Raw genomic sequence first — 24,641 nt, 5'->3', positions numbered from 1 at the left:
TCGTGCACGCTATCAAGGCGCAGCGCACGCGTGTCACCCAGTCGGGTTATTTGGCGTCATCCGATCGAGACCCATACGGCGCGCGCTCGTCCGCACACTCCGTCAGGACCGATGATCGCGGACGCGGAGTATGCCTTGCGTCCGTCACGGCCAAGTTCCCACGCCATGAGCACGTGGTCCACGCCCAGTTCCACCGGCTGCTCCAACTGGGCGACAAACGTGCCCAGCACGAACGCCGGACCGCCGTCGGGGGCGACCGGCTGCGCCGACGGGCAGTCCAACGCCGCCCAGACGATCTCCGGCAGCACGTGCACCCCGTCGTTCGGCAGCACGCCCGCCGGCCGCCAGACGCCGGCCCACTCCTTCCTGCCGTCCAGCGGGCCGAGCAGCGCGGCGATGCCGTCCTCCCGGCCGGGCCCGCAGCCGAAGCACGTCGGGAACGGGTGCTTGTCGCGCCACGGCACCTTCGCGGCGGCCGCGCGGGCCTCGTCCAGCGTCGGAGTAGCGGGTACGCCGAGGTCGAGCGTGGCTGGCTCGGCGGACGCGATCAGGGTCTCGCGGTCGTAGAGCTCACCGCCGCGGACCTCCATCTCGTGGTCGAGCGGCACGGGCTTGCGCAAACGGACACTCACGACCGGCGAGTCGACGCGCGCGGCGAGCAGACCGGCGGAGTAACCGCCGTTGCCCATCCCGGGCGGGCCGTTGAACCGGCTTTCGACCTTCAGAGTGCTCATCACAGGGCCTCCGCGTAGACCCACTGGCCGTTCTCCCTGATGAACCGGCTCCGCTCGTGCACGACGCCACCGACGTAGTGCGCGCGGAACTCGACGACGCCCTCGTTCTGGAGAAGTCCGCCGTTCTCAGTTGCCAGTATTTCGAGCTTCAACCAGCGGTCGGTCGCGTCGATGCCCGCGCTCGCGGGACGGTGTTTCGCGGCCCACGTGCGCAGCAGGTAGTCCTCATCGGACACGGCGAAAGCGCTGTAGCGCGAACGCATCAGCTGCTCGGCGGTGGCGGCGGTGCGGGCACCGGCGTGCAGCGCGCCGCAACAGTCCACATAGGACTGACCGGTACCACAGGGGCACAGTTTGTTGTTCACGCACACATTGTGCCTGGTGAACCCGTTAGAACCGATGCCGCACCACGTACGTACACCTTGTCAAGACTGACTCGCGGGAGGCAGAGGAGACGGCAAGTGAGTGTGGAGAGCAGGACTGAGCTCGTACCGCTGCGCACGTGGTTCGGGTTGCGCTGGCGCGGTTACGACCGCGACGAGGTGGACGACTACGTCGCCGAACTGGAAGCGGAGCTTCGCCTGGTGACTGCGGACCGGGACGCGTCAGAAGCCCGTGCCGATGCCCTGGCCAGCAGGTTGATGTCCGTCCAGGAGGAGAACGCCGCCCTTCAGGACGGCCTGCACCGCATCTGCCTGACCCCGATCGACCCGAAGGGCCTGCCGGAACGGCTCGCCCGCATGGTCGCCCTGGCCGAGGAGGAACGCCGTGAGGTCATCAGGGACGCCCAGCTCAAGGCGCTGATGATCGTCGGAGAGGCGGAGCAGCGCGCCCGCAAGCTCGACGAGGAGGCAGCGAACAAGCGCGAGGAGATCCGCGAGGACTTCCGGCTCGCCATGTCGGCCCGCCGCGCGGAAGCGATGCGAGCCCTCGCGGAATTGCGCAACGTCGCCCTCGACGAAGCCGAACGCATCATCGCGGAGGCGAAGGTGCAGAGCGCCAGGGTCGATTAGCGGACCCTGCGCCCAGATTTCAACGCGCAGGTCACACCTTTCGCAGCGCTGATGCGAAATTGGGTTCTGTCCTGCGCTTCAGAGCGCTGAGCAGCACAGATCGGAGCGCTCCACCAGCGCCTGATTCGATGAAGAAGACCGGGCGGAGATACCCGAAGAATCTCCGCCCGGTTTCACCTATTCAACAGACCTATTCATCCAAAATGGGTCTTGCATTCCATTGAGACGGAATGTTTCCTTCTCCTATGGACATGGGGACAGTCACACCGATCACCGCCTATCTCATCGCGTTCGTGGGCTCCGCTCTCGGCCTGTTGTCGAGTGAACGCGCCCGCAACGCGACGGGGGCGTCACGGAACGGGTGGCTGGCGGTGGCCGCGGTGTCGATCGGCGGGCTGGGCATCTGGGGCATGCACTTCACCGCGATGCTCGGCACCTGGATGGGCGCGAACGTCGCCTACGACATCCCCGTCACGTTGCTGAGCATGGTGGTGGCCATCGTGGTCGTCGCCATCGGACTGGTCGTGGCCCTCAGGCATGACGGCGACGAGCGCTTCTGGCCACTGGCAGCCGGCGGACTGGTCACCGGCCTCGGCGTCGCCGCGATGCACTACACCGGCATGTCGGCGATCGTGATCAACGCCGAGATCACCTACAACCCGGGCATCGTGGCACTCTCCGTCGCGATCGCCGTCGTCGCCTCGATCGTCGCGCTGTGGTTCACGAGAGAGGTCACCGGCCCGCTCACCGTCCTCGGCGCCTCCCTGGTCATGGGACTCGCCGTCACCGGCATGCACTACACCGGCATGCACGCCATGAGCGTCACGGTCGACCAGGGCGCCGCGATCATCACGGGGAACTCCGAGGAGCTGATCATGTCGCTGATCATCGCCGGCGCCGGGTTCAGCGTGATCATCACCTTCCTGCTCGCCCTCACGTCGCCCGACGAGGAACGACGGGAAGAAGCCGAGGTGCTCGAGCGGGTGCTGCAACGGACCGAGTCACGCCGGCTCGGCCAGCGCTGACTCATTCGTCGTGGAAGTCCGGCACGGTGGTCTCACCGGTCTGCCAGTCACGCCGGATGATCGCGTAGCCCACGGAGTCGTGGCGGTGGCCGGACGCGTCCGGCCACGCCCTGCGGTAGTGCGCTTCCTTCACGTACCCGCAGCGCCGGAACACCCGCCGCATCGCCGCGTTGTCCTGCCTCGTCGTGCCTTCGATGCGCTCGACGTGCGGGAACTCGCCGAAGAGCCGGTCGGTCAGCCACCGCACGGCTGACCGGCCGAGGCCCTTCCCGCGGTGCCGCGCGCTGATCCGCAGGTCGAACATCGGCGTCTCGTCCTCGAGGTCGAAGAGCCGCACGATCCCGGCGCGTTCACCGTCGGCCTCGATCCAGTACGTCTCGTCGTAGTGGTTCTCGGCGACGCGCTGGAGCACGTCAGCCCGGTCGACCCGCTCGTGGACGTGGAACGGCCAGGGCTCGCCCGCGAGGAAGTCGGCCAACGCCTCCGCCTCGCCGGCGACAAACCTGGAGTACAACTAGTCCCTCTCGATCAGGTGCCCGATGACGTCCGGACCGGGATGCGCATGACCCGAGCCGTCACGTCGCGGGTCGACCTCGGGCAGCTCGACCGGCGTGCCCTTGTCGTCCGCACCGGCAGGCCTGCTGCCGATCCACGCCAGCACGAGGTGCGACTCGCCCTTGAGGAACCGCTGCGACCGCACACCGCCCGTGGCACGGCCCTTCGCCGGGTACTCGCTGAACGGCGTGACCTTGACGCTCTGCCCCGACGAGGTGACGACCATCGGCTCACCGTGCTCGTCGTCGTCCGTGCGGATCGCCCCGAAGAACACCACGTGCGCGTCGCCGCTCAGGTTGATACCGGCCATGCCGCCACCCTTGAGGCCCTGCGGCCGCACCAGCTTCGCGTCGTAGCGCAGCAACGATGAGTCACTGCTGACGAAAGCAAGCGTCTCGCTGCCGTCCATGAGCCACGTGGCACCGACGACCTCGTCGCCGTCCTTGAGCGTGATGACCTCGAACTCGTCCGACCGCACCGGCCACTCCGGCGAGCACACCTTGACCGTGCCGAGCTTGGTACCGAGCGCGATACCCGGAGACTCCTTCGGGTCGAGCGGCGCGATGCCGACGACCTTCTCGCCCTTCTCCAGCGGCACCAGCTCACTCGCCGCCATACCGCCGCGCAGACTCACCGTGCCGCTCTGCTCGGGCAGCACGGGCAGCGGCAGCACGTCGGTCTTGAACGCGCGGCCGAGGTTCGTGATCAGGACGACCTGGCCACGTGCCGTGGAGTGCACCACCGCCGACACGGCGTCGTGCTTCACCCGGCCCGCCCGGCGCTTGCCCTCGGACACCTCCTCCGACTCGGCCGCGGTGCGCGCGACGAGCCCGGTGGCACTGAGAATGACCTGGCACGGGTCGTCCGCGACCTCCAGCGGCCCTGCGGGCTTGGACGCCGCCAGCACCTCCTTGAGGTCACCGTCGATGAGGCTCGTCCGGCGGTCCCCGCCGAGCTCCTTGGCCACCGCCGCGAGCTCGGTCGAGACGAGCTTCTTCAGCACGTTCTCGTCCTCGAGGATCGCGGTCAGCTCCGCGATCTCCTTGGTGAGCTTGTCCTGCTCGTTCTCGAGTTCGAGCTTGTCGTACCTCGTGAGACGACGCAGCGGCGTGTCGAGGATGTACGAGGCCTGGATCTCCGACAGCTTGAACTGCTTCATCAGGCCGTCCTTGGCGGCAGCGGCGTTCTCGCTGCCCCGGATCAGCTTGATGACCTTGTCGATGTCGAGCAGGGCCTTCAGCAGACCCTCGACCAGGTGCAGCCGCTCCTCACGCTTGCGCCGCCGGAACTTCGTGCGCCGCGTGACCACCTCGTACCGGTGCTTGAGGAAGACCTCCAGCAGCTCCTTGAGGCCGAGCGTCTGCGGCTGCCCGTCGACCAGCACCAGGTTGTTGATGCCGAACGACTGCTCCATCGGCGTCAGCCGGTAGAGGTCCGCGAGCAGCGCCTGCGGGTTCACCCCGACCTTGCACTCGATGACGAGCCGGATGCCGTTCTCGCGGTCGGTGAGGTCCTTGACGTCCGCGATGCCGGTGAGCCGCTTGGACTTGTTGACCTCGTCGGTGATCTTCTCGACGATCCGCTCCGCGCCCACGCCGTACGGCAGCTGCGTGACCGTGATCGCCTGCCGCCCCCTGCTCCCCTCGAGCAGGCCGATCTCGACCTTCGCGCGCATCCTGACCACACCGCGCCCGGTCTCGTAGGCCTTCCGGACCTCGTCGAGCCCCAGCAGCATGCCGCCGGTAGGCAGATCGGGCCCCGGCACGAACTCCATGAGCTTGTCGAGGCTCGCGTCCGGGTGCGTGATCAGCCACCGCGCCGCCCCGACGACCTCGCGCAGGTTGTGCGGGATCATGTTCGTCGCCATACCGACCGCGATGCCGGACGTACCGTTGACCAGCAGGTTCGGGAACGCCGCCGGCAGCACCGACGGCTCCTCCAGCGAACCGTCGTAGTTCGGCCGGAAGTCGACGGTCTCCTCGTTCAGCTCACCGACGAGCTGCATGGCGACCGGCGACATGCGGCACTCGGTGTAGCGCGCCGCGGCCGGCCCGTCGTCCGGTGATCCGAAGTTGCCATGACCGTCAATGAGCGGTTCGTTGAGGCTGAAGTCCTGCGCGAGACGGACCAACGCGTCGTAGATCGCGCTATCGCCGTGAGGATGGTACTTGCCCATGCAGTCCCCCGTGACACGGGCGGACTTCACGTACGCGTGGCTCGGCCGGTACCCCTGCTCGTGCATCGAGTACAGGATGCGGCGGTGCACCGGCTTGAGGCCGTCCCGCGCGTCCGGCAGTGCCCGCGAATGGATGACCGAGTACGCGTACTCCAGGTACGAGTCCTCGATCTCGGTCTTCAGCGAGTTGTCGAGAACCTTCGCACCGGCCCGGTCGAACGCGGCGGGGTCGACCTTGGTCGTGGGTCCCTTGCGGCGTGCCACTTGGTAACTCTTTCTCTTCGGGCTTAGAGGTCGATGGCGGACTGGTCGACCCGTGCGGCGGACTCGACGAGCCAGTTGCGGCGCGGCTCGACCTTCTCGCCCATCAGCAGTTCCAGCGCGGTCTCGGCGGCGTCGACGTCGTCCATGGTGATGCGGCGGACCGAGCGGGTGGCCGGGTTCATCGTGGTCTCCCACAACTCGTCCGCGTCCATCTCGCCCAGGCCCTTGAACCGCGGCACCGGCGTGACGACCTGCTTGCCCGCCTTCTCCAGCTGCGCGACCTTCTGCTCCATCTGGCGCTGGGTGAAGGTGAAGTGCGTTTCGGGGTTGCGCCCGCGGGTCATCACCTTGTGCAACGGCGGCATGGCGGCGTAGAGCCGTCCGTCCTCGATCACCGGCCGCATGTACTTGGCGAACAACGTGATCAGCAACGTGCGGATGTGGCTGCCGTCGACGTCCGCGTCGGCCATCAGGATCACGCGGCCGTACCGCATCTGCGAGATGTCGAACGTGCGGCCCGTGCCGGCGCCGAGCACCTGGACGATGGAAGCGATCTCGGCGTTGCGCAAGGTGTCCGCGAGTGAGGCCTTCTGGACGTTGAGAATCTTGCCGCGCAACGGAAGCAGCGCCTGGTATTCGGAGACGCGAGCCATTCTGGCCGAGCCGAGGGCGCTGTCGCCTTCCACGAGGAACAGCTCACTGCGCGAAACACCCGTCGTGCGGCAGTCGACCAGCTTGGCGGGCATCGCCGCGCCCTCGAGCGCCGTCTTCCGCCGCGCCGCGTCCTTCTGCTGCTTCTGCGTCAGCCGCACGCGCGAGGCGTCGACGACCTTCTGCAGCACGGTCTTGGCCTCGACCTTGGTCTTGCGGTCCTCGGTCCAGGCGCGGATCTGCTGGTCGACGATGCCCTGCAGCACCTTGGTGATGCCCGCGGTGGACAGCTCGTCCTTGGTCTGCGAGGTGAACTGCGGCTCCGGGATGCGGACGTGGATGACCGCGGTCATGCCCTCCAGCACGTCGTCGAGGGTCGGCATCTCCTCCTTGGGCTTCAACAGCCCGCGGGTCTTGGAGATGGCGTCCTGCACGGACTTCAGCACGGCGCGGTCGAAGCCGCGGCGGTGGGTGCCGCCGTGCACGTTGCGGATGGTGTTGGTGAAGCACTCGACGGTGCGTTCGTAGCCGGTGCCCCAGCGGAGTGCGACCTCGACCTCGGCCTGACGCTCCACTTTGGACCGCATCACGCCGTTCTCGTCGGCGGCGTTCTCGAAGTAGGTGCCGGAGCCGGTGATCACCAGGGTGCCCGAGACCGCGCGGTCGCCGGACGGTGCGAGGAACTCGACCATGTCCGTCAAACCGTTGGGGTAGTGGAAGACCTCTTCGGAGATCGAGTCTTCCAGCGCGGTCTTCAGCACGTAGGTGACGCCCGGCACGAGGAAGGCCGTGTTGCGCAGCTTCATGCGGACGGTCTCGACGTCGAGCGCGGCGCCGTTCTCGAAGTAGCGGGCGTCGTACCAGTAGCGGATCGACGTGCCGGTCGACTCGTTGCGCTTCATCTTGCCGACGACGTTCAGGCCGTTCTGGCGCGTGAACTTCGCTTTGGGGCCCGGGCCGTCGAAGACGCCGGGAACGCCGTGGGCGAACGACATCTCGTGCACCTTGCCGCCACGCCGCACGGTGACGTCGAACCGGTGGGAGAGCGCGTTGACGGCCGAGGCGCCGACGCCGTGCAGGCCGCCGGAGGTCTTGTAGCCGGAGCCGCCGAACTTGCCGCCGGCGTGCAGCTTGGTCAGCACCAGCTCCACACCGGACAGACCGGACTTGGCGTGCACGTCGGTCGGGATGCCGCGGCCGTCGTCGTCGACCTGGACGCTGCCGTCGGCGTGCAGGGTGACCACGACCTTGGTCGCGTGCCCTGCGACGCCCTCGTCCGTCGAGTTGTCGACGATCTCGCTGAAGAGGTGGTTGATGCCCCGGCTGTCGGTCGACCCGATGTACATGCCTGGCCGCTTGCGGACGGCCTCCAGACCCTCGAGGTGCGTGAGGTCGTCGGCCCCGTACAGGGTCTCTGCGGTCACGGGTGTAGCTCCCTGGTTGTGTGCGGACTGCCTGCAGGGTATCCGCCCGCACTGACAATTCTTCGCAGGACGCCCGTCATGGACGTGGAAACCGCCCTGGGTGGTGCGTCACAAAGCCCGGCGCCACGATCTCCGTGCGGGGTGGAGTCGTGGTCCAGTCCTGGAGTACCCGCATCTCAGGGCCGTACTGACCGGCCAGACCGTTCAGATCCGAGACCGGCCAGTGCCCGGACGAGATCCGGTGCTCCAGGACACGCAGGGCCACGAGTTCTTCGGCCGCCGTGTGCATGCAATGTCCGGCGCGGTTGACGTAGAGCCGGCGGACGTCACGCGCGCGGTACGCGCCTGCGTGCTCCACGCCGGTCGGGTCGCCGAGTGCGTGCAGCGTCACCACGGGTGCCTTCGCGTGGCCGGTCGGGTCCCCGTACTCGTGCAGCCAGCGCACGGCCTTCGCCTCCGCTTCCACTCGTGGTGCCGCGGCGAGTGCCCGCAGGTCTTCTTCCACCGGCACTCCCGCGTCTCGGTACGCCGCCCGCACCAGGTCCTTCTGGGCGGACCGTTCGAGCAGCACCCGGTAGTCCACACCCGTGTTCCAGCTCGGGTTGCCGCCGGCGCGGGTCTCGATGTCGGCCCGGCCGCTTCCCCACGCGAGCGATCGCGCCAGCGTTCGGTCGTGAACGGCTGCCTGCGTCACCGCCGTCACGACGTCGGTCGGCCGCGGTTCGTGCACCCTGGACCAGGCGGGGATACCCGCGACGGCGTTCGCCAGAGCCAGCCGCGCCCGTCCGTGGGCGCTCGTCAACGCGGAGTCGATCGCCGTGACCGCCCGTTTCTCGTTCACCGGGACGTCCGTGATCCGGGTGAGCTCCAGCGAGGGCTCCAGCAGGGTGCGGAACACGAAGCCCAGGTCGAGGAGCTGGTTGGAGCGCATCACGGCACCGCCCAGCGCCCCGCACAGGGCGAGGACGCCGTCGAACCGCGACCGCTCCCCCAGCATCACCGAGGTCAGGCCTCCCAGCGACGATCCCCACGCGACGACCCTCCGCGGCTTCGCGACCTCCCTGCTGAACCAGGACACGAGCGCGGGCTGGTCACGCAGCGCGTCCGGTACGGCGTGGCCGTGCGGCACCCGGTACCTCGAGGCCGCGAGGGCGTAGCCGCGGGCCAGCAGCTCGTCCCGCGCCGCCGGTCGTGACGCCATCTCGACGGGCGGGTTGTAGCCGGCGGGATAGGTGCCGTGGCTGTACAGCAAAAGCGTGCCGTTCCAACGGGACGGCACCTCGACGCGATACTCCGCGCCGTCTATCTGTCCGGTGTGGACGGTCAGCGGCGATGGCTCCACCGGCATCATCAGCGACACCGCGAGCAGCAACTTTCCCAGCATCGAAATCTCCTCTCGGCGATCAGACCGGTAACAGCCTCTCGATCACCGGGAGCAAGCGCGTCCGACGAGACGATGCATCGGAGTACGCGGGGTTGCGTACGTGACCTGGTCGAGACCTTCCCGAAATTGACCCGTGAACCGGGATGAACACCGGCACGTATGCCCCGATGTCAACAACGGACGACGGGACGGAGTGATCGTGCGCCATGGTGTGGACTCGGCGGGTCTTTTCCAGCAGACCGCGCACAGCCCGTCCTACTTCGAGCTGACGCGGACCGGTGCCGGGGAACTCGTCGACTTCTGCATCCCGTGCAACCCGTACTTCCCGACTCCGGAGATGTTCGAGGAGCTCTCGAAGAACCTCGAATCGATCCTGAAGTTCTACCCCAGCGACTCGTCCAAGATCGCTCAGCAGCTCTCCGCGGTGCTGGGACTCAACCCGGCCACGATCGCCATGTCGAACGGATCCACCGAGCTCATCACGTGGATGGACCACATGTGGATCCACGACAGCATCGCGATCCCGATCCCCACCTTCGGCAGGTGGACCGACCAGCCGATGGAGAGCAACAAGCGGGTCGACATGTTCCTGCTCCAGGAGAGCAACAACTTCGAGCTCGACATCGACGAGTACATCAAGTTCATCCGCACCCGCGGCAGCAGGGTCGCGGTCATCTGCAACCCGAACAACCCCGACGGCGGCTACCTGCCGCGCCGGGAGATCGTCCGGTTCATGGACGAGCTCGCCGACCTGGACCTCATCGTCATCGACGAGTCGTTCATCGACTTCGTCGAGGTCGAGCGCAACCCGTCCGTCGCAGCGGAGGCGTCCATCCGGCCCAACGTGGTCGTGCTGAAGAGCCTCGGCAAGAACTTCGGCCTGCACGGCATCCGGTTCGGCTACCTGGTCGCGAACCCCGGGCTCGCCGGCAAGATGCGGCAGACGCTGCCGAAGTGGAATCTCAACTCTCTCGCGGAAACCGTCGTGTTCATGCTGGCCGAGCACGAGGGCGAGTACGCGGAGAGCCTGCGACTGCTCAGCCGCGACCGCTACCGCATGGGCATGGAGCTGTCGCGCATCCCCGATCTCACCGTGTACTCGTCGCAGGCCAACTTCCTGCTGGTCAAGCTCGGCGGCGGGGTCGACGGCCGCGAGCTGCGCGACCACCTGCTGTCCCGCCACCAGGTCTTCATCCGCGAGTGCGGCAACAAGCTCGGCATGAGCAGCCGTTTCGCGCGCCTGGTGGTGCGGCCGGAGCGGGACGTCGACCGGCTGGTCGAAGGCATCCGCGACTTCACCCAAGCGAGGTGGGCGACCGAACACCCCAGTCACTCCAGCGAACCGTCGCTGTTGATGCACAGCGCCTGAGTCCAAGAAACCGAAAGGCAGACCCGGAAATGTCATCACCGCACGTCCTCAGCGGTCGGCGCGGCCAGGTGGCTGCGGCCGCGCTGGTGGCCGCCACACTGCTCAACGCGGCCATGTTCGGCGGTACCAACGCCACCGCCTCGTCACACCGAGAGGCCCCGCTCATCGCGGGCGACCCGGCCGTGGACAACACGGACCTCTACGCCTTCGTCAGTCCCGACCACAAGGACACCGTGACGCTGGTCGGCAACTGGTCCGGTTTCCAGGAACCCAACGGCGGTCCCAACTTCTTCCCGTTCGCCCAGGACGCGCAGTACGACTTCAACATCGACAACGACGGTGACGCCAAGCCCGACATCGTCCTGCGCTGGCAGTTCCACAACGACGACCGCCGCAAGAACAACACGTTCCTCTACACCAACGGCGCCGTCGAGTCGCTGGACGACGAGAACCTGCTGTTCCGCCAGCGCTACAACCTGGAGGCGATCTACGAGAACGGCCAGAAGGTCAAGCTCGCCAACAACGCCCCGGTCGCGCCGTCGCCCAACGGCCCGGCTTCCATGCCGGACTTCAAGAAGCTGCGCGACCAGGCGATCGTGCAGATCCCCGGTGGCGGCAAGGTCTACGTCGGCCCGTCCGAGGACGCGTTCTTCGCGGACCTGAGGGTGTTCGACCTGCTCTACGGCGGCAACCTGAGCGAGGTCGGCCAGGACACGCTGCGCGGCTACAACGTCAACACCATCGCGATCCAGCTGCCCAAGCAGGCGCTCGCGCTGAAGAACGACGCGAACCGCAACCCGAACATCGGCATCTGGAGCACCACGCAGCGCCGCACGATGAAGCTCTCGCCCGGCAAGGCGGAGGCGGTCGGTGACTTCGTGCAGGTCTCCCGTCTGGGCAACCCGCTGGTGAACGAGGTCGTGGCGCCCGCGGGCCTCAAGGACGCGTTCAACGGCCTGCGTCCCGAGCAGGACGCCGGTGTCAAGGAGCTCGTCGACCGGGTCGTGAACCCCGAGCTGCCGAAGCTGATCGAGGCCATCTACAAGATCCCGGCGCCGAAGGGCCAGCGCGACGACCTGGCCGAGATCTTCCTGACCGGCATCAGCACCAAGATCGGCGCTCAGATCAACGCCGACCTGAACTCGCAGATCAACAACGCGGACGTCGACAAGAACAGGTTCCGCCCTGCCGAGATGCTGCGGCTGAACATGTCGATCAACCCCAACGCGAACCCGAACCGTCTCGGCCTGCTCGCCGGTGACACGCAGGGCTTCCCCAACGGCCGCCGTCTCGCCGACGACGTGGTGGACATCGCCGTCCAGGCGATGGAGGGTGCCGCGGCGTCCGGCAAGATCGTCGACGCGCTCGCCACGGGTGACAAGGTCGACGCGAACGACCAGGCGTTCGAGGCGAACTTCCCGTACGTGGCACTGCCCCGCAACGGCACCGCCGTCAACGCCAACGGCAACACGGCGAACGTCGCGGTGAACCCGGTCGGCCAGATCGGCAGCCTGGACCCGATGGCGATGACCACCGCGGTCGGTTCCGCGTTCGTGTTCGGTGCGGGCTTCTGGTTGTTCCGCAAGCGCCAGCAGCAGATCCGCAAGTACGGGTCGCACTCGAAGTGAAGTACCAAATGAGGCAAGCGGTCGCGGTGGGTCTCCTGGCCACCGCGGCGCTTGTCCACCTCGCCGCCTCCGGTCCTGCCGACAGCAGGGCCGGAGGCGCGCAATCCGAACCCGTTCCGGTTGTCGCGCAGCAGAACCAGATGCACCGCGTGGTGCACCAGCTGCAGCAGCGACTGCACCGCGTGCCCGACGACACCGCGTCGTGGGCCCAGCTCGGTGCGTCCTATGTGGAACTGGCGCGCGTCACGGCCGATCCCGCGTACTACGCGAAAGCCGAAGGCGCCCTGAAGAACGCGGGCGACACGGGCCTGGCCGCCATCGGCATGGGCACGCTGGCCAACGCCCGCCACGACTTCCACGCCGCCCGCGACTGGGCGGCGAAGGCGATCGCCGCGCTTCCGCACTCCGCGGAGGCGTACGGCGTGCTGGCCGACGCGTTGACGCAGCTCGGCGACGACGCGGGTGCCCAGAACGCGGTGCAGAAGATGCTGGACCTCAAGCCCAACACGGCATCGTTCGCCCGCGCTTCCTTCCACCTGGAGCTCCACGGCGACGTCGACGGTGCCCGCGACGCGATGACGCGCGCGCTCACCGCCGCCTCGACGCCGGAGGAGATCGCGTTCTGCCGCTACCGGCTGGGCGAACTCGCGTTCGACCACAACCGGCTCGACGAAGCCGCGCAGCACTACGAGCAGGGACTGGCGGCGAGAGGAGACGACATGACTCTCACTCAGGGCAAGGCGAAGGTCGCGGCGGCACGGGGCGAGACCCCGGTGGCACTCGACGCCTACCGCAAGCTCGTGGCCCGCGCTCCCCTCCCGCAGTACCTGCAGGAGTACGCGGAGCTGCTGGAGGCCAGCGGCAAGCCGGAGGAGGCGGCCAGGCAGTACGACGTGCTGACCGAGCAGCAGCGGCTGATGGAGTCGCAGGGCGCTTCCGACGATCTGGCCGCGGCTCTCGTGGCCGCCGACCGGGGCGACGGCGTGCAGGCGCTGCGCCGGGCGGAGTCGGAGTGGAGCAAGCGGCAGAGCGTGTTCGTGGCCGACGCGATGGCGTGGGCGCTGCACATGAACGGCCGCGACGCCGAAGCGCTGGAGTACTCGGACAAGGCCAACGCCCTGGGCTGGCAGAACGCCACGTTCTCCTACCACCGCGGCATGATCCTCGCCGCGCTCGGCCGGGTCGCCGAGGCCCAGGAGGCGCTGGTGCAGGCGTTGCGGCTGAACGCGAACTTCTCCCCGCTGCAGGCGCTGAAGGCGGGCCGCAAGCTCGCCGAGCTGCGAGGCGGCAGGTGAGCCTGTCCAGCTGGGTCGTGCGGCCCGTCCTGGTCTTGGCTCTCCTGCTGGCGGGCATCTTCTTCATCAACGGCGAAGCGTCCGCGCACCCGCTGGGCAACTTCAGCGTCAACCACTACCACGGCCTGCACCTGCACCCCGACCGCATCGACCTCAGATCCGTGGTCGACGTGGCGGAGATCCCGACGCTGCAGGAGAACCTGAAGGCCCGGGACGCGAAGCAGTGGTGCGACGAGGTCTCCAGGACCGACCAGTCCACGGTCGACGGCCGGCGCATCACCTGGACGCTCGCCAGTTCCACCAAGGAACACCCGGTGGGCCAGGCCGATCTCATCACGACCAGGCTGGTCTGCGAGTTCACCGCCAGGGTCGACCTCGACCGGCCGGCCCGGCTGGAGTTCCGCGACGAGTCGAACGTCGACCGGGTCGGCTGGCGCGAGATCACGGCTGCCGGCACCGGGATCAGGCTGACGGACTCGAAGGTTCCGTCCGAGAGCATCAGCAACGAGCTCAGGACGTATCCGGAGGACCTGCTCAGCAACCCGATGGACGTCCGGTCCGTCACGTTCAACGCCGAGCCGGGCGGCGGGTCCGAGCCGAAGCAGGCCGTCAGCGCTCCCGGCGGCTCCCCGATCCAGTCGTTGAGCGTCACCGCGTCCGCCCTGAACGACATCCTGGGCAGCGACGACCTCACGCCGTGGCTCGGGTTCCTCGCTCTGCTGTTGTCGCTGGTGCTCGGCGCGTCGCACGCGGCGTTGCCCGGTCACGGCAAGACGCTCATCGCCGCGTACCTCGCAGGCCGTCAGGGCAGGCCGAGGGACGCGTTCATCGTCGGCGCCTCGGTGACCGCCACGCACACCGGTGGCGTCCTGGTGCTCGGCCTGGTCATCAGTGCCTCGTCGGCGCTGGCCGGTGAGCAGGTGCTGCGCTGGCTCGGGCTGGTCAGCGGTGTGCTGATCACGGTGATCGGCGTGATGCTGCTGCGCTCGGCCACCACCCGGGAACCCGCGCTCGCCCTCGCCGGGGTCGGCCACGGACACGGACACGGTCACGGGCATGGCCACGGGCATGGCCACGGACATGGGCACGGACATGGGCACGGAACCGGGCACGGTCACGGACATGGGCACGGAACCGGGCACGGTCACGGGTACAGCCGGGCAAGCCTGATCGGCATGGGCGCGGCCAACGGCCTCGTTCCGTCACCCTCCGCGCTCGTCGTTCTCCTCGGAGCCATGGCCTTGGGCCGAACGTGGTTCGGCGTCCTGCTGGTCCTCGGTTACGGATTCGGCATGGCCGCGACTCTCACGGCTGTCGGATTGCTGCTGGTGAAAGCCCGTGAGCGCATCGAGAAAGTCCTGGACGGCCGTGCCACCCGCGTGCTCTCGCATTACGCACCCGTCGGCACAGCCGCGATGGTGATCGTGGTGGGAGCATGGCTCACATTGCAGGCGGTCTGAATTACACCAATGTAAGAAGGGCCCGGATTCCACTGGAATCCGGGCCCTTGTCCGTTCTGCCCCTACTTCTGCAGGTTCGCCGCCACGAACGTCTTGCCCTCGGCGTTCTCGACCACGACCGACTTCACCTGGTCGGGCGGCACACTCACCAGACCCGACACCTTGGCACCCTCGACCCTGCCCTTCTCGGACGAGGTCCAGACGTGAGCCTCGGTCTTCGTGCCGTCCGTCCCGACCACGATCAGCTTGCACCTCTGCGCGGCCGGCAGGCCGTTGATCTCGGCCTTGACCAGGTAGCGGTCCTGCGACGACTGCGTCATCTCCGCCACCAGCCTGATCCCGCCGGCCGCTGTCGCCTCGCCCGTGTAGGACGCGGCGGTGCTCGATCCAGGTGACTGGTTCTGCATGAACACAGCACCACCCCCGAACGCGACCACCGCGGCGACAGCCGCGGCGGCGAGGTAGCCCGGCCAGCGCCGGGGCTTGGCGTGCTGCGGTTCGGGTAGTTCCTCCACCGGCCGCGGACTGGCTCTGGGACGAGACTCCGCGACCCGCTGCTGCGGGACGGCGGACTCGTTCCTGATCTGCCGCAGCGCACGCTGCAGCACCAGGTCCGACGGCTTGGGCAGGTCGGCTTCGAGCTCGTGCAGAAATGCCTCACGAGGCACCTCGTCGAGCACCTTGCGGATCCGATGGAAGTCGGCGACCTGCGCACGGCAGGACGGACAGCCCCTCAGATGCTGCTCCACGCCAAGACTCTCGTGCGCGTCCAGAACGCCGAGCGCGTAGCAGCCAAGGGTGACCGCGTCGTGCGCGCCAGCTGTCATACGACCTCCTCGTCGTCCCGATTCGACCCCCGCGGCGAAACGGTGTCACAAGGGAAAACGCGGAGATAGGAGTGGTTGGTTCAGGTCGCGAACGAGTTCATTCCGATTGCTCATAACAATGGCATTACGTAACCGCGCCACTACGGTTCATGGGCTGTCTGAGCTGCGCATTTCACTCGATCGGCGGCTCAAGTCGTCTCGAATGGCTACAGGCACGTCTCTCGACGAACCAGCGGTCGATCCTCTGACTCGATGAACACCGCGAGCCCGTCCAGCACCCGCGCGAGACCGAACTCGAACTCGTCCAGCGGCCGTTCGAACCCACCCGTGGTCCAAATGTGCGTCATCATCGGCAGCCGTTCGGGGGTGAAGTGCGCCCACAGCGCGTCCTGGCCGTCCCACCAGGCCTCCTCGGTCATGCCGGTCTCCCGCTCGGCCTTCACCCGGTCCGCCATCGTCCGGCCGACGCCGTCGACGAAATGACCGACGGCGGTCACCACCGCGACCATCTCCTCCGCCGTCAACCCCAGCTCGGAGACCACCGCGAGAGCCGCGTCGAAGCTCGCCATCGTGCGCGGGCCCGGGGTTCGCCGCGAGTGCGGGAGCTGCAGGATCCACGGGTGTGCGCGGTACATCTGCCACATCTGACGTGCGTAGAACTCCAGCCCCTCGCGCCACGGCCCCTTCGGCACGCAGGCGGTCTCGCCCCACGCCGCGTCGACCATCAGGTCCAGCAGCTCGGACTTGCCCGGCACGTGCCGGTACAGCGACATCGTGGTGAAGCCCAGCGTCTCGGCGACCCGGCGCATGGTCAGCGCCTCGACACCCTCGGCGTCGGCCACCTTCATGGCCGCCTCGACCACGCGCGACTGACTGAGCGCGGCCTTGGGTCCCCTGGTCGGCTCGGGCGGCGGCTCCCACAGGAGTCGGACCGCCCGGTCCCGGTCGCTCTGCTTCAACCAAGCCCCCTCTGCGCCACTCGCTTGCATGTGAATCCTAAAACCGTGTACAACGTACACCCAGTGTACGACGTAAGCAGTTAAGCCACGGGGGTGAAGTCGTGGGACACGCGGTGCTCGCGGAAGGCCTGCGGAAGAGATACGACAAGAAGGCGGCGCTGGACGGGTTCGACCTGGCCGTACCGGCCGGAACGGTGTGCGGGCTCCTCGGCCCGAACGGCGCGGGCAAGACGACCGCGGTGCGCATCCTGGCCACGTTGCTGCGCCTGGACGGCGGCCGCGCGGAGGTGGCGGGCTTCGACGTGGCGCGGGAGGCGCCGCAGGTGCGCAGGCAGGTGGCGTTGAACGGTCAGCAGTCGACGGTCGACGACGTGCTGACCGGCAAGGAGAACCTGGTGATGTGGGGGCGGCTCTACCACCTCTCGCGGCGCCAGGCGGAGTCGCGTGCGGACGAGCTGCTGGAGCAGTTCGGCCTCACCGACGCGGCGGACAAGCGGGCCAAGCACTACTCGGGCGGCATGCGGCGTCGCCTCGACCTGGCGTCGAGCTTCATCATGCGGCCGTCGGTGCTGTTCCTCGACGAACCGACGACCGGCCTCGACCCGCGCAACCGCGGCGAGGTGTGGCGGGAGGTGAAGCGGGTCGTCGCCGAGGGGACGACGGTGCTGCTCACCACCCAGTACCTGGACGAGGCCGACCAGCTGGCGGACCAGATCGTCGTGCTCGACACCGGCCGGGTGGTCGCGCAGGGAACTCTGGACCAGCTCAAGTCCAAGCTCGGCGGTGACCGGATCGAGGTCGTCGTGCGGACTTCCGAGGAGCTGCCGGTCGTCCGGGACGTGCTCGGGCCGGACGCCGAAGTCGATCCCGACGGGTTCCGGGTCAGCGCGGCGGTGGCCGACCGGGTGGCGGCGCTGACGCGGATCACGTCGGCACTGGCGGCCAAGGGTGTGGAAGCGGAGGACATCGCACTGCGGCGACCAACCCTGGACGAGGTTTTCCTTGCCATCACCGGACACAAAGCAGAGGAGCGGGCGTGAGCGCGGTCAGGTTTGCCGTGGTGGACTCGTGGGTGGTCGCCAAGCGCGACCTGATCCACTGGCTGCGCGAACCGGTCAGGGTGTTCGCGAACCTGGCCTACCCGATCATCTCGGTGCTGATCTTCGGGCTGGTGTTCGGCAGCGCGATGAACGTCTTCGGCGGCGGTGACTACATCGAGTTCCTGCTGCCGGGCATGTTCGGCCAGACCATCGCGTTCGGCGTCGGCACCACGCTGATGATGGTGTCGATGGACGCCGATCGCGGCGTGACCGACCGGTTCCGCGCCTCGCCGATGTCGCAGACCGGCGTGGTGGCCGGGCGCAGCATCGCCGACCTGGTCAACTCCTCGCTGGAGCTGCTGGTGCTGGCGTTGTGCGGCCTGGTGATCGGCTGGTCGTTCCACGACGGGCTGTTCAACGCGCTGCTGGCGTTCGCGCTGTTCCTGTGGCTGCGGTTCGCGCTGGTGTGGATCGGCATCTACCTCGGTCTGCTGGTCAAGCCCGAGGCCGCGCAGGCGTCGTGGATGTTCCTGTTCCCGCTGACGATGTTCGCGAACACGTTCGTCTCGCCGGAGCTCATGCCGGGCTGGCTGCGCGTGGTGGCCGAGTGGAACCCGCTGTCGTCGACGGTGGCGGCGGCGCGGGAGCTGTTCGGCAACCCCGGTGTCGGCGGCGACTCGTGGGCGGCCCAGCACTCGCTGCTACTGGCCGTGCTGTGGCCCGCGCTGTTCGTGGCGATCTTCTGGCCGCTTTCCGTGCTGAAGTACCGCAACCTCAGCCGTTAGGAGGTCGGTCCGGAGCTGGTCGGCCAGCCACTGCGCGAGCAGCTTCCGCCAGTTCCGGACCCTCTCCAGCAGTTCCGGCCGCAGCGACCGGTCGTCCTCCCACTCGCGCCAGTCCTCGCTCGCGAGCCATCCGATGCAGCCCGCGATCCGGTGCACGCGCAACAGGTTCAGGTCCGGGGTGTGGCCGTAGCCGGCCCAGAAGGCCTGTGGCAGCACGGTTCCGTGCAGGTAGAGGTGTTCCTCGAACGCCGCGAGCTCGTCGAGCGGGTTGCCCTGACCCGGGTTGTCCCAGTCGATCAGCGTGGCCCGGTGCTCGCTGACGATGATGTTGTAGAGGTTCACGTCGTTGTGCAGCAGGCCGGCCCGGTGGACCTTCCGGAACGCCTCGCCGATGCTCCGCCAGACCTCGTCGGACACCGGCAGCGCGTCCGCCAGCGTCACGCCCTCGACGTACTCGACGAGCACGTCGCCGCGACCGTTGTGCGCGAGGACCTCCGGCGCGCCGGGCACCACGAACTTCGGCAGGTCGCGCGCGATCTTCGGTTGCCGCAGCACGGCCTTGCGCCCGTCGGCCAGCGTCACGAGGTGCAGGACGTTGGTGAGACCGTCTCCTTTCAGGGGTTCGATGCGGATGGCGGTCTCCAGCAACCGGAACAAACACCCACCTCCAGTAGCAAAGGTGTAACACAGGACACATCGGACGACGAGAAACCTCAGGGGATGCATTCGGCGGCGATGTACGCATGGAGGCAGACCGATGGTTCAACGAACTCGGCGCAGATGTCTCGCGCTCCTCTCGACAGTGGCCCTGGTACTGCCACTCGCCGTGACCAGCCAAGCACTCGCTGATCCCAACAACAACTCACCGGCCAAGATTGCCAAGGCCGTCACGCTGAACAACGTGCTCCGGCACCTCGACGCGTTCCAGGCGATCGCCGACACCCACGGCGACCGTGCGGCCGGACGTCCTGGATACCAGGCGTCGGTGAACTACGTGGTCAACCGGCTCAACGCCGCCGGCTACACACCGACGGTGCAGGAGTTCCAGTTCGAATACCTCGAGGACAACTCGGTGCTCGACGTACTGGCGCCGACCCCGATCTCGTACCGCCAGGACCTCGACTTCACCTACACCGGCTTCGTACCCAGGGCGGAAGGGGACGTCACCGGGCCTCTCCAGGCGGTCGACCTGGTCCTGCCTCCCGGCCCGGCGGCCAACACGAGCTCGAGCGGCTGCGAGGCGGCCGACTTCGCCGGGTTCGCGGCCGGCAGCATCGCGCTGATCCAGCGCGGCAGCTGCAACTTCACCGTCAAGGCGCTCAACGCCCAGGCTGCGGGGGCGTCGGCGGTCGTGCTGTTCAACGAGGGACAGCCCGGCCGCACCGGGCTCGTCTTCCCGACCGGTGACGCGACGGGCCTGACGATTCCGGTCGTGTCGGCGACGTTCGCCGTCGGCGAGCAGCTCGCCTCGATGCCGTTCGCCACGGTCCGCGTGAAGGTCGACGTCAACACGGACACGCGCACCGCGTGGAACGTGTTCGCGGAGTCGCGGCACGGCGACGCGAACAACGTCGTGATGGCGGGCGCGCACCTCGACAGCGTCCAGAACGGACCCGGCATCAACGACAACGGCAGCGGTTCGGGCGCGTTGCTGGAGACCGCGATCCAGATGTCGAAGGTCAAGACCAACGCCAAGGTCCGCTTCGCGTGGTGGGGTGCCGAGGAGCTGGGCCTGCTCGGGTCCGAGCACTACATCGCCACGCTGTCGCAGGAGGAGCAGGACAAGATCGCGCTGTACCTGAACTTCGACATGGTCGGCTCGCCGAACCACTTCTTCGGCATCTACGACGGTGACGACTCGAGCGGCACCGCGCCGGTCCCGATTCCGCCGGGTTCGGCGGAGATCGAGGACGTGTTCGAGAAGTTCTACGCCGACCGCGGCCTGCCGTCCGAGGACACGGAGTTCTCCGGGCGTTCGGACTACGGCCCGTTCATCGCCGTCGACATCCCCGCCGGCGGCCTGTTCACCGGCGCGGAAGGCGTGAAGACGCCCGAGCAGCAGGCCCGCTACGGCGGTACCGCGGGCATCGCCTACGACCCGTGCTACCACCAGCCGTGCGACGACAGGTCGAACCTGAACCTGTTCGCCCTCGACACGAACTCCGACGCCATCGCGGTCGCGGTGATCACGTTCGCGTTCGACACGTCGACGGTGAACGGCGTGCGCGCGCCCGGCAAGTCGCACGGACGCGCGCCGCGAGGCGTGCTGTCCTAGGAGGACCAGAGGTCGCACCGGTGGTCCGCCGGTGCGACCTGCTCGGTCGCGAACAGCCGGACGTCCTGGCGTGACCAGCCGGGATGTCCGGTCCTCGCGAACCGCGTCCACGCCCTGACCATCTCGTCGGACAGCTTCCGCTGCCCGGCGTCGAGCGTTGCGCCGCCGTACCTCAGCAGGAACGGCAGCTCCGAGCCGTGGTAGGCGCCGTACGGGAACTCCGGCATGCCGGGGAAGATCATCGGCGGCTCCGGCTCCGCGAACTCATAACCGAACGCGTTGGTCTGGCTCCTGAGCTCGTCGGTCGTGCACGCCGACGTCATCGCGGTGAGCGCCTTCGAGAGCTGCACCCGCTCGTCGCCGCCCTTCGGCGGGTAGTGCTCCACGATCCGCTTCGCCTTGGCCGCCCCGAAGCCTTCGACGAGGGCTAGTTCGTACCCGCCGGCGTCGAGCCGCGGGTAGTACATCGCCACGAACACCGTCAGCTCATCGCGCGTGGTGCCGGTGAGGACGGGGATCCGGTGGAAGCGACCTTGTCGTAGCGCCGTGATCGGGTTGTCCGGCAACGCTTCCGTGTCGTACGCGGGCGCGGAGAACAACGGTGTCAGCGCCTTGACCTGCTGGACGCTCAGCTGCCGCAGACACGCGATGTCCGTGCAGCCGTGCGATGCCTTCGCGCCGGCCTGTTCGACGTCCGCGCGTGCGGCCCACGTGTGGTGGACCTGGTTCTCCCCCGCCGGAATCCCCAGCTGGCACGGTCCACTCTGGATGATCGCCCGGTGGAACAGGCCGCGCGTCCTGGGCGATGTCAGCTGCGCGCACGTCGACAGCCCGCCCGCCGACGCCCCGAAGAGCGTGACGTTGCGCGGGTTGCCGCCGAACTGCCTGATGTTGCGCTGGACCCACTCGAGGGCCTTCTGCTGGTCCTTCAGCCCGAACGCACCGGATCCCGCCAGGCCCGGGAACCCGAAGTACCCGAACGCGCCGAGCCGGTAGTTGATGGTGACGACGACAGAACCGTTGCGCACCAACTGGTCCACGCCGTAGTCGGACCCGGCCCCGCTGGTGAAGCTGCCGCCGTGGATCCAGACCATGACCGGCCGGTTCACGGCGTTGGGCGGTGTGGTGACGTTGAGGTACAGGCAGTCCTCGGCGTCGCTGGCCGGGCTGCCGAGCCCTTCGTCCTGCGCGCAACGCGGCCCTGGCCGCGTGGCTTGGCGGACGCCCTGCCAGGGCTTCGCGGGCTGCGGATCGCGCCAGCGGTTCTCACCGGTGGGCGGCGCGGCGAACGGGACGCCCTGGAAGGTGCGCTGGGCGTTGGTGATGGTTCCCGACACGAATCCGGTGTCGGTGCGGACGGTGGTTCCCGCGGCATGGGCGGGAACGGCGCTTGCGGCAACGAAGACGGCCGCTGTCAAAAGGGTTGTGGTTGAACGCATGTCGCTGATCAACCTAACTGCATGCGCAACCGCTTTAGACAGCCAGCTTCTTCCGGGACAACAAACGCGCCGCCACAGCCGCCGGCAGGTACATCAGCACACCGTAGACCGCGGGCGGAATCGCCATCGTCTCGTCGTTGAGCACCGTCAGCGCCAACGTGATCGCGATCGTGGCGTTGTGGATGCCGATCTCCATCGCCGACGCGATGGCCTCCTTCTCGTTGACCCGGAACGCCCGCGGCACGTAGTACCCGATGAGCAGGCTGAGGATCGACAACAGCAACGCCACCGGCCCCAGCGTCCCGATGTTGTCGACCAGCTGCTGGAACGCCGACGCGATCGCCGCCAGGATCACCAGCACCAGCACCACGACCGACGCGATCCGCACGGCCCGCTCCATCTTGAGCGCCCACGCCTCGAACCGCCGGCGCACCCACATGCCGATCGCCACCGGCACCAGCACGATCGCGAACACCTGCACGAACTTCGCCGGCTGCAGCCCGACCGCACCCTCGTCACCCATGAAGTGCGCCATCGACAGCCCCACCACGACCGGCAGCGTGAACACCGCGAGCACCGAGTTGATCGCCGTGAGCGTGATGTTGAGCGCCACGTCCCCGCCCGCGAGGTGACTGAAGAGGTTCGCCGACGTCCCGCCAGGCGAGGCGACCAGCAGCATCATGCCGACCGCCAGCACCCCCTTCAGCCCGAACGCGAGCACGAGGCCGAGGCAGATCGCCGGCAGCACGACGACCTGGCAGACCAGCGCGATCACCGCGGCCTTCGGGTACTTCGCGACCCTGGCGAAGTCGGCGACGGTGAGCGTCAGACCGAGCCCGAACATGACCAGGGCCAATGCCAGCGGAAGGAAGATCTGGGCGACGACCACGGCGGCCTCCACGAAATGTCCGGCTTGTGGACTTTGATCTGATCGGAAGATCCTGGCGTTACTCCCCCGCCGGTGGAATCGGCCAGGTGGAGGCAACCGTTCGCCGCCGTCGAGGTGTTCGTACTCCTCGCGGGCCGAGGGTATTCGACTGGTGGGTTGTGCGGCGGCACGGCAGCCGGGTCGTGCGGCAGCCAGGTCGTGGACAGCCGAGCCACCCACCGCACCGCCGCCGGCTCACACCACCACACAACCACCGAGCCACGCCTCCGCACCTCACCCACGCGTGCGGACCGGCGCTGCCGAGCGGAATCCCCGAACCGGGCGCACCCTGTTCCGATGGCGCGCCTCCTGACCCCGCGCTTCGCCCTCCTCACCGCCGCCGACCTGGGCTACTTCACCGCGATGGGCATCGCGGTGTACGCCCTGCCCCTCTACGTCACCGGCCCGCTGCACAGCACCAACGCCGCCGCAGGCCTCGCGTTCGGCGCCTTCGCCATCTCTGCCCTCCTGCTCCGCCCGTTCGCCGGCCGCCTGACCGACCGCATCGGCCGCAGACCGCTCCTGCTGGGCGGCACCGCGCTGGCCGCCACCAGCCTCGCCCTCACCGCGCTGGCCACCGACCTCCCGACGATCATCGCCCTGCGGCTCCTGCTGGGCGTGGCCGAAGCCGCCTTCTTCGTGGCCGCGTTCGCCGCCCTGGTCGACATCGCCCCGCCGGACCGCCTCGGCGAGGCGTTGAGCCTCAACTCGCTGGGCCTCTACCTGGGCCTGGCCGCGGGCCCGCCACTGGGCGAGGTCCTCACGCAACGGTCGTTCCCCACGGCCTGGATGACAGCGGCAGTCCTCTGCCTGGCGGCCACCGCGGCCTCGGCGTTCATCGGCGAAACCGGTACACCCACCACCACGAACACCAAGCTGATCCACCGCCCCGCCATCGCGCCGAGCATCGCGCTCTGCACCTCGCTCGCTGCGGCCGGCGGTTTCCTGGCGTTCGCGGCACTGCGCGCCCAGGAGGAGGGGCTGGAGAACACCAGCCTCCCGCTCTTCCTCTACGGCGCCACGGTCGTCGTGTCCAGGGCGGCGTTCGCCAAGATCCCGGACCGCCTGCCGCCGCTGAGACTCGGCGCTATCGCCCTGGCCGTCATCGCGGCCGGACTGGTCCTCACCGCCACCCCGCACACGCTCATCGCGGGCAGCGTCGTGCTGGGTCTCGGCGTCACGTTCAGCACCCCGGCGTTCTTCGCCGCCGTCTTCGCCACCGCCGAACCGCACCAGCGGGGCGCCGCCTCCGGGACCGCCAGCGCGTTCATCGACATCGGGCTCGGCGGCGGCCCGATCCTGCTCGGTCTCGTCGCGAACGCGAGCATCCCGGCGGCGCTCGCCACCGGTGGCGCGCTGGCCGCGGCCGGCTGTCTGTGGACGCTGAAGCTGCACCGAGCACACTGAACG

At 68.3% G+C, this 24,641-nt stretch carries 21 protein-coding genes; 10 read left to right on the top strand and 11 right to left on the bottom strand.

All coding sequences use genetic code 11. The features are described 5' to 3' along the window. Positions 1-56 precede the first annotated feature (56 nt). Together ABFX45_RS14845 and ABFX45_RS14840 are read right to left on the bottom strand one after the other, a co-directional pair. Positions 57-734 (bottom strand): hypothetical protein, encoded by a 678-nt coding sequence (locus tag ABFX45_RS14845; protein WP_346130372.1) that lies wholly within the window; start codon positions 732-734, stop codon positions 57-59. Continuing rightward, a complete protein-coding gene (locus ABFX45_RS14840; RefSeq protein ID WP_407656898.1) occupies positions 734-1,105 on the bottom strand; it encodes a YchJ family protein in 372 nt (123 codons plus the stop codon). Before ABFX45_RS14840 ends, ABFX45_RS14845 begins: the two co-directional genes overlap by 1 nt. 90 nt (positions 1,106-1,195) lie before the next feature. Between ABFX45_RS14840 and ABFX45_RS14835 the strand changes: the two genes are divergently transcribed. After that, positions 1,196-1,747, top strand: a complete 552-nt coding sequence (locus ABFX45_RS14835) for a DivIVA domain-containing protein (protein ID WP_170154892.1) — start codon at positions 1,196-1,198, stop codon at positions 1,745-1,747. A gap of 251 nt (positions 1,748-1,998) precedes the next feature. Then, entirely contained in the window at positions 1,999-2,772 is a 774-nt protein-coding gene (locus ABFX45_RS14830) for an MHYT domain-containing protein (RefSeq protein ID WP_170154891.1), read from the top strand. A 1-nt stretch (position 2,773) separates the two neighbouring features. Here the strand turns inward: ABFX45_RS14830 and ABFX45_RS14825 are convergent, their stop codons facing one another. The 4 genes from ABFX45_RS14825 to ABFX45_RS14810 all read right to left on the bottom strand — a co-directional run bounded on the left by ABFX45_RS14825 (position 2,774) and on the right by ABFX45_RS14810 (position 9,226). After that, on the bottom strand, positions 2,774-3,286 hold the full coding sequence (locus tag ABFX45_RS14825; RefSeq protein ID WP_346130369.1) for a GNAT family N-acetyltransferase: 513 nt from the start codon (positions 3,284-3,286) through the stop codon (positions 2,774-2,776). Further along, on the bottom strand, positions 3,287-5,767 hold the full coding sequence (locus ABFX45_RS14820) for a DNA gyrase/topoisomerase IV subunit A (protein WP_346130367.1): 2,481 nt from the start codon (positions 5,765-5,767) through the stop codon (positions 3,287-3,289). 23 nt (positions 5,768-5,790) lie between these two features. Next, the gene (locus ABFX45_RS14815; RefSeq protein WP_109635964.1) at positions 5,791-7,842 is read right to left on the bottom strand and encodes a DNA gyrase/topoisomerase IV subunit B; all 2,052 of its coding nucleotides are present in this window, start codon (positions 7,840-7,842) and stop codon (positions 5,791-5,793) included. A 76-nt stretch (positions 7,843-7,918) separates the two neighbouring features. After that, positions 7,919-9,226 (bottom strand): hypothetical protein, encoded by a 1,308-nt coding sequence (locus tag ABFX45_RS14810; protein WP_346130365.1) that lies wholly within the window; start codon positions 9,224-9,226, stop codon positions 7,919-7,921. Positions 9,227-9,425: 199 nt separating this feature from the next. On the opposite strand from ABFX45_RS14810, the gene ABFX45_RS14805 reads away from it, so the two are divergent. From ABFX45_RS14805 to ABFX45_RS14790, 4 genes are read left to right on the top strand one after another with little or no spacing between them, the layout of a single operon-like run. After that, on the top strand, positions 9,426-10,595 hold the full coding sequence (locus tag ABFX45_RS14805; RefSeq protein ID WP_109636469.1) for a pyridoxal phosphate-dependent aminotransferase: 1,170 nt from the start codon (positions 9,426-9,428) through the stop codon (positions 10,593-10,595). A 29-nt stretch (positions 10,596-10,624) separates the two neighbouring features. Beyond that, the gene (locus ABFX45_RS14800; protein WP_109635959.1) at positions 10,625-12,223 is read left to right on the top strand and encodes a DUF4331 domain-containing protein; all 1,599 of its coding nucleotides are present in this window, start codon (positions 10,625-10,627) and stop codon (positions 12,221-12,223) included. Between the two features lie 8 nt (positions 12,224-12,231). Further along, the gene (locus ABFX45_RS14795; RefSeq protein ID WP_109635957.1) at positions 12,232-13,518 is read left to right on the top strand and encodes a tetratricopeptide repeat protein; all 1,287 of its coding nucleotides are present in this window, start codon (positions 12,232-12,234) and stop codon (positions 13,516-13,518) included. Next, positions 13,515-14,978: a nickel/cobalt transporter gene (locus ABFX45_RS14790; protein ID WP_346130362.1), complete on the top strand. Its 1,464-nt coding sequence runs from the start codon at positions 13,515-13,517 to the stop codon at positions 14,976-14,978. The genes ABFX45_RS14795 and ABFX45_RS14790 overlap by 4 nt, the downstream gene beginning before the upstream one ends. 62 nt (positions 14,979-15,040) lie before the next feature. Here ABFX45_RS14790 and ABFX45_RS14785 read toward each other — a convergent pair whose 3' ends face one another. Together ABFX45_RS14785 and ABFX45_RS14780 are read right to left on the bottom strand one after the other, a co-directional pair. Continuing rightward, positions 15,041-15,805 carry an anti-sigma factor family protein gene (locus tag ABFX45_RS14785; RefSeq protein WP_109635946.1) on the bottom strand — a complete coding sequence of 255 codons (765 nt, stop codon included), beginning with the start codon at positions 15,803-15,805 and terminating at the stop codon, positions 15,041-15,043. A gap of 206 nt (positions 15,806-16,011) precedes the next feature. After that, entirely contained in the window at positions 16,012-16,764 is a 753-nt protein-coding gene (locus tag ABFX45_RS14780) for a TetR/AcrR family transcriptional regulator (protein WP_170154890.1), read from the bottom strand. Positions 16,765-16,865: 101 nt separating this feature from the next. Here ABFX45_RS14780 and ABFX45_RS14775 point away from each other — a divergent pair, with 101 nt between their 5' ends. Together ABFX45_RS14775 and ABFX45_RS14770 are read left to right on the top strand one after the other, a co-directional pair. After that, positions 16,866-17,804, top strand: coding sequence for an ATP-binding cassette domain-containing protein (locus ABFX45_RS14775; protein WP_346130359.1), 939 nt, complete (start codon positions 16,866-16,868; stop codon positions 17,802-17,804). After that, entirely contained in the window at positions 17,801-18,589 is a 789-nt protein-coding gene (locus ABFX45_RS14770) for an ABC transporter permease (protein WP_109635937.1), read from the top strand. Before ABFX45_RS14775 ends, ABFX45_RS14770 begins: the two co-directional genes overlap by 4 nt. Here the strand turns inward: ABFX45_RS14770 and ABFX45_RS14765 are convergent. Beyond that, positions 18,506-19,246 (bottom strand): lipopolysaccharide core heptose(II) kinase RfaY, encoded by a 741-nt coding sequence (locus ABFX45_RS14765; RefSeq protein WP_170154889.1) that lies wholly within the window; start codon positions 19,244-19,246, stop codon positions 18,506-18,508. The two genes, ABFX45_RS14770 and ABFX45_RS14765, sit on opposite strands and share 84 nt — an antisense overlap. A 169-nt stretch (positions 19,247-19,415) precedes the next feature. Here ABFX45_RS14765 and ABFX45_RS14760 point away from each other — a divergent pair, with 169 nt between their 5' ends. Beyond that, positions 19,416-20,864: a M28 family metallopeptidase gene (locus ABFX45_RS14760; protein WP_346130356.1), complete on the top strand. Its 1,449-nt coding sequence runs from the start codon at positions 19,416-19,418 to the stop codon at positions 20,862-20,864. Here ABFX45_RS14760 and ABFX45_RS14755 read toward each other — a convergent pair. Both ABFX45_RS14755 and ABFX45_RS14750 read right to left on the bottom strand, forming a co-directional pair. Beyond that, positions 20,861-22,303 (bottom strand): carboxylesterase/lipase family protein, encoded by a 1,443-nt coding sequence (locus tag ABFX45_RS14755; protein WP_346130354.1) that lies wholly within the window; start codon positions 22,301-22,303, stop codon positions 20,861-20,863. The genes ABFX45_RS14760 and ABFX45_RS14755 overlap by 4 nt on opposite strands. 34 nt (positions 22,304-22,337) lie before the next feature. Next, positions 22,338-23,204 carry a bile acid:sodium symporter family protein gene (locus tag ABFX45_RS14750; RefSeq protein ID WP_233439442.1) on the bottom strand — a complete coding sequence of 289 codons (867 nt, stop codon included), beginning with the start codon at positions 23,202-23,204 and terminating at the stop codon, positions 22,338-22,340. 324 nt (positions 23,205-23,528) lie between these two features. Between ABFX45_RS14750 and ABFX45_RS14745 the strand changes: the two genes are divergently transcribed. Next, positions 23,529-24,638: an MFS transporter gene (locus ABFX45_RS14745; protein WP_346130352.1), complete on the top strand. Its 1,110-nt coding sequence runs from the start codon at positions 23,529-23,531 to the stop codon at positions 24,636-24,638. Positions 24,639-24,641: the final 3 nt, after the last annotated feature.

The organism is Lentzea roselyniae (genome assembly GCF_039537795.1).
In the GTDB taxonomy this organism is placed as follows: Bacteria; Actinomycetota; Actinomycetes; order Mycobacteriales; family Pseudonocardiaceae; genus Lentzea; species Lentzea atacamensis.
This window is presented reverse-complemented; position numbering and strand designations above follow the sequence as displayed.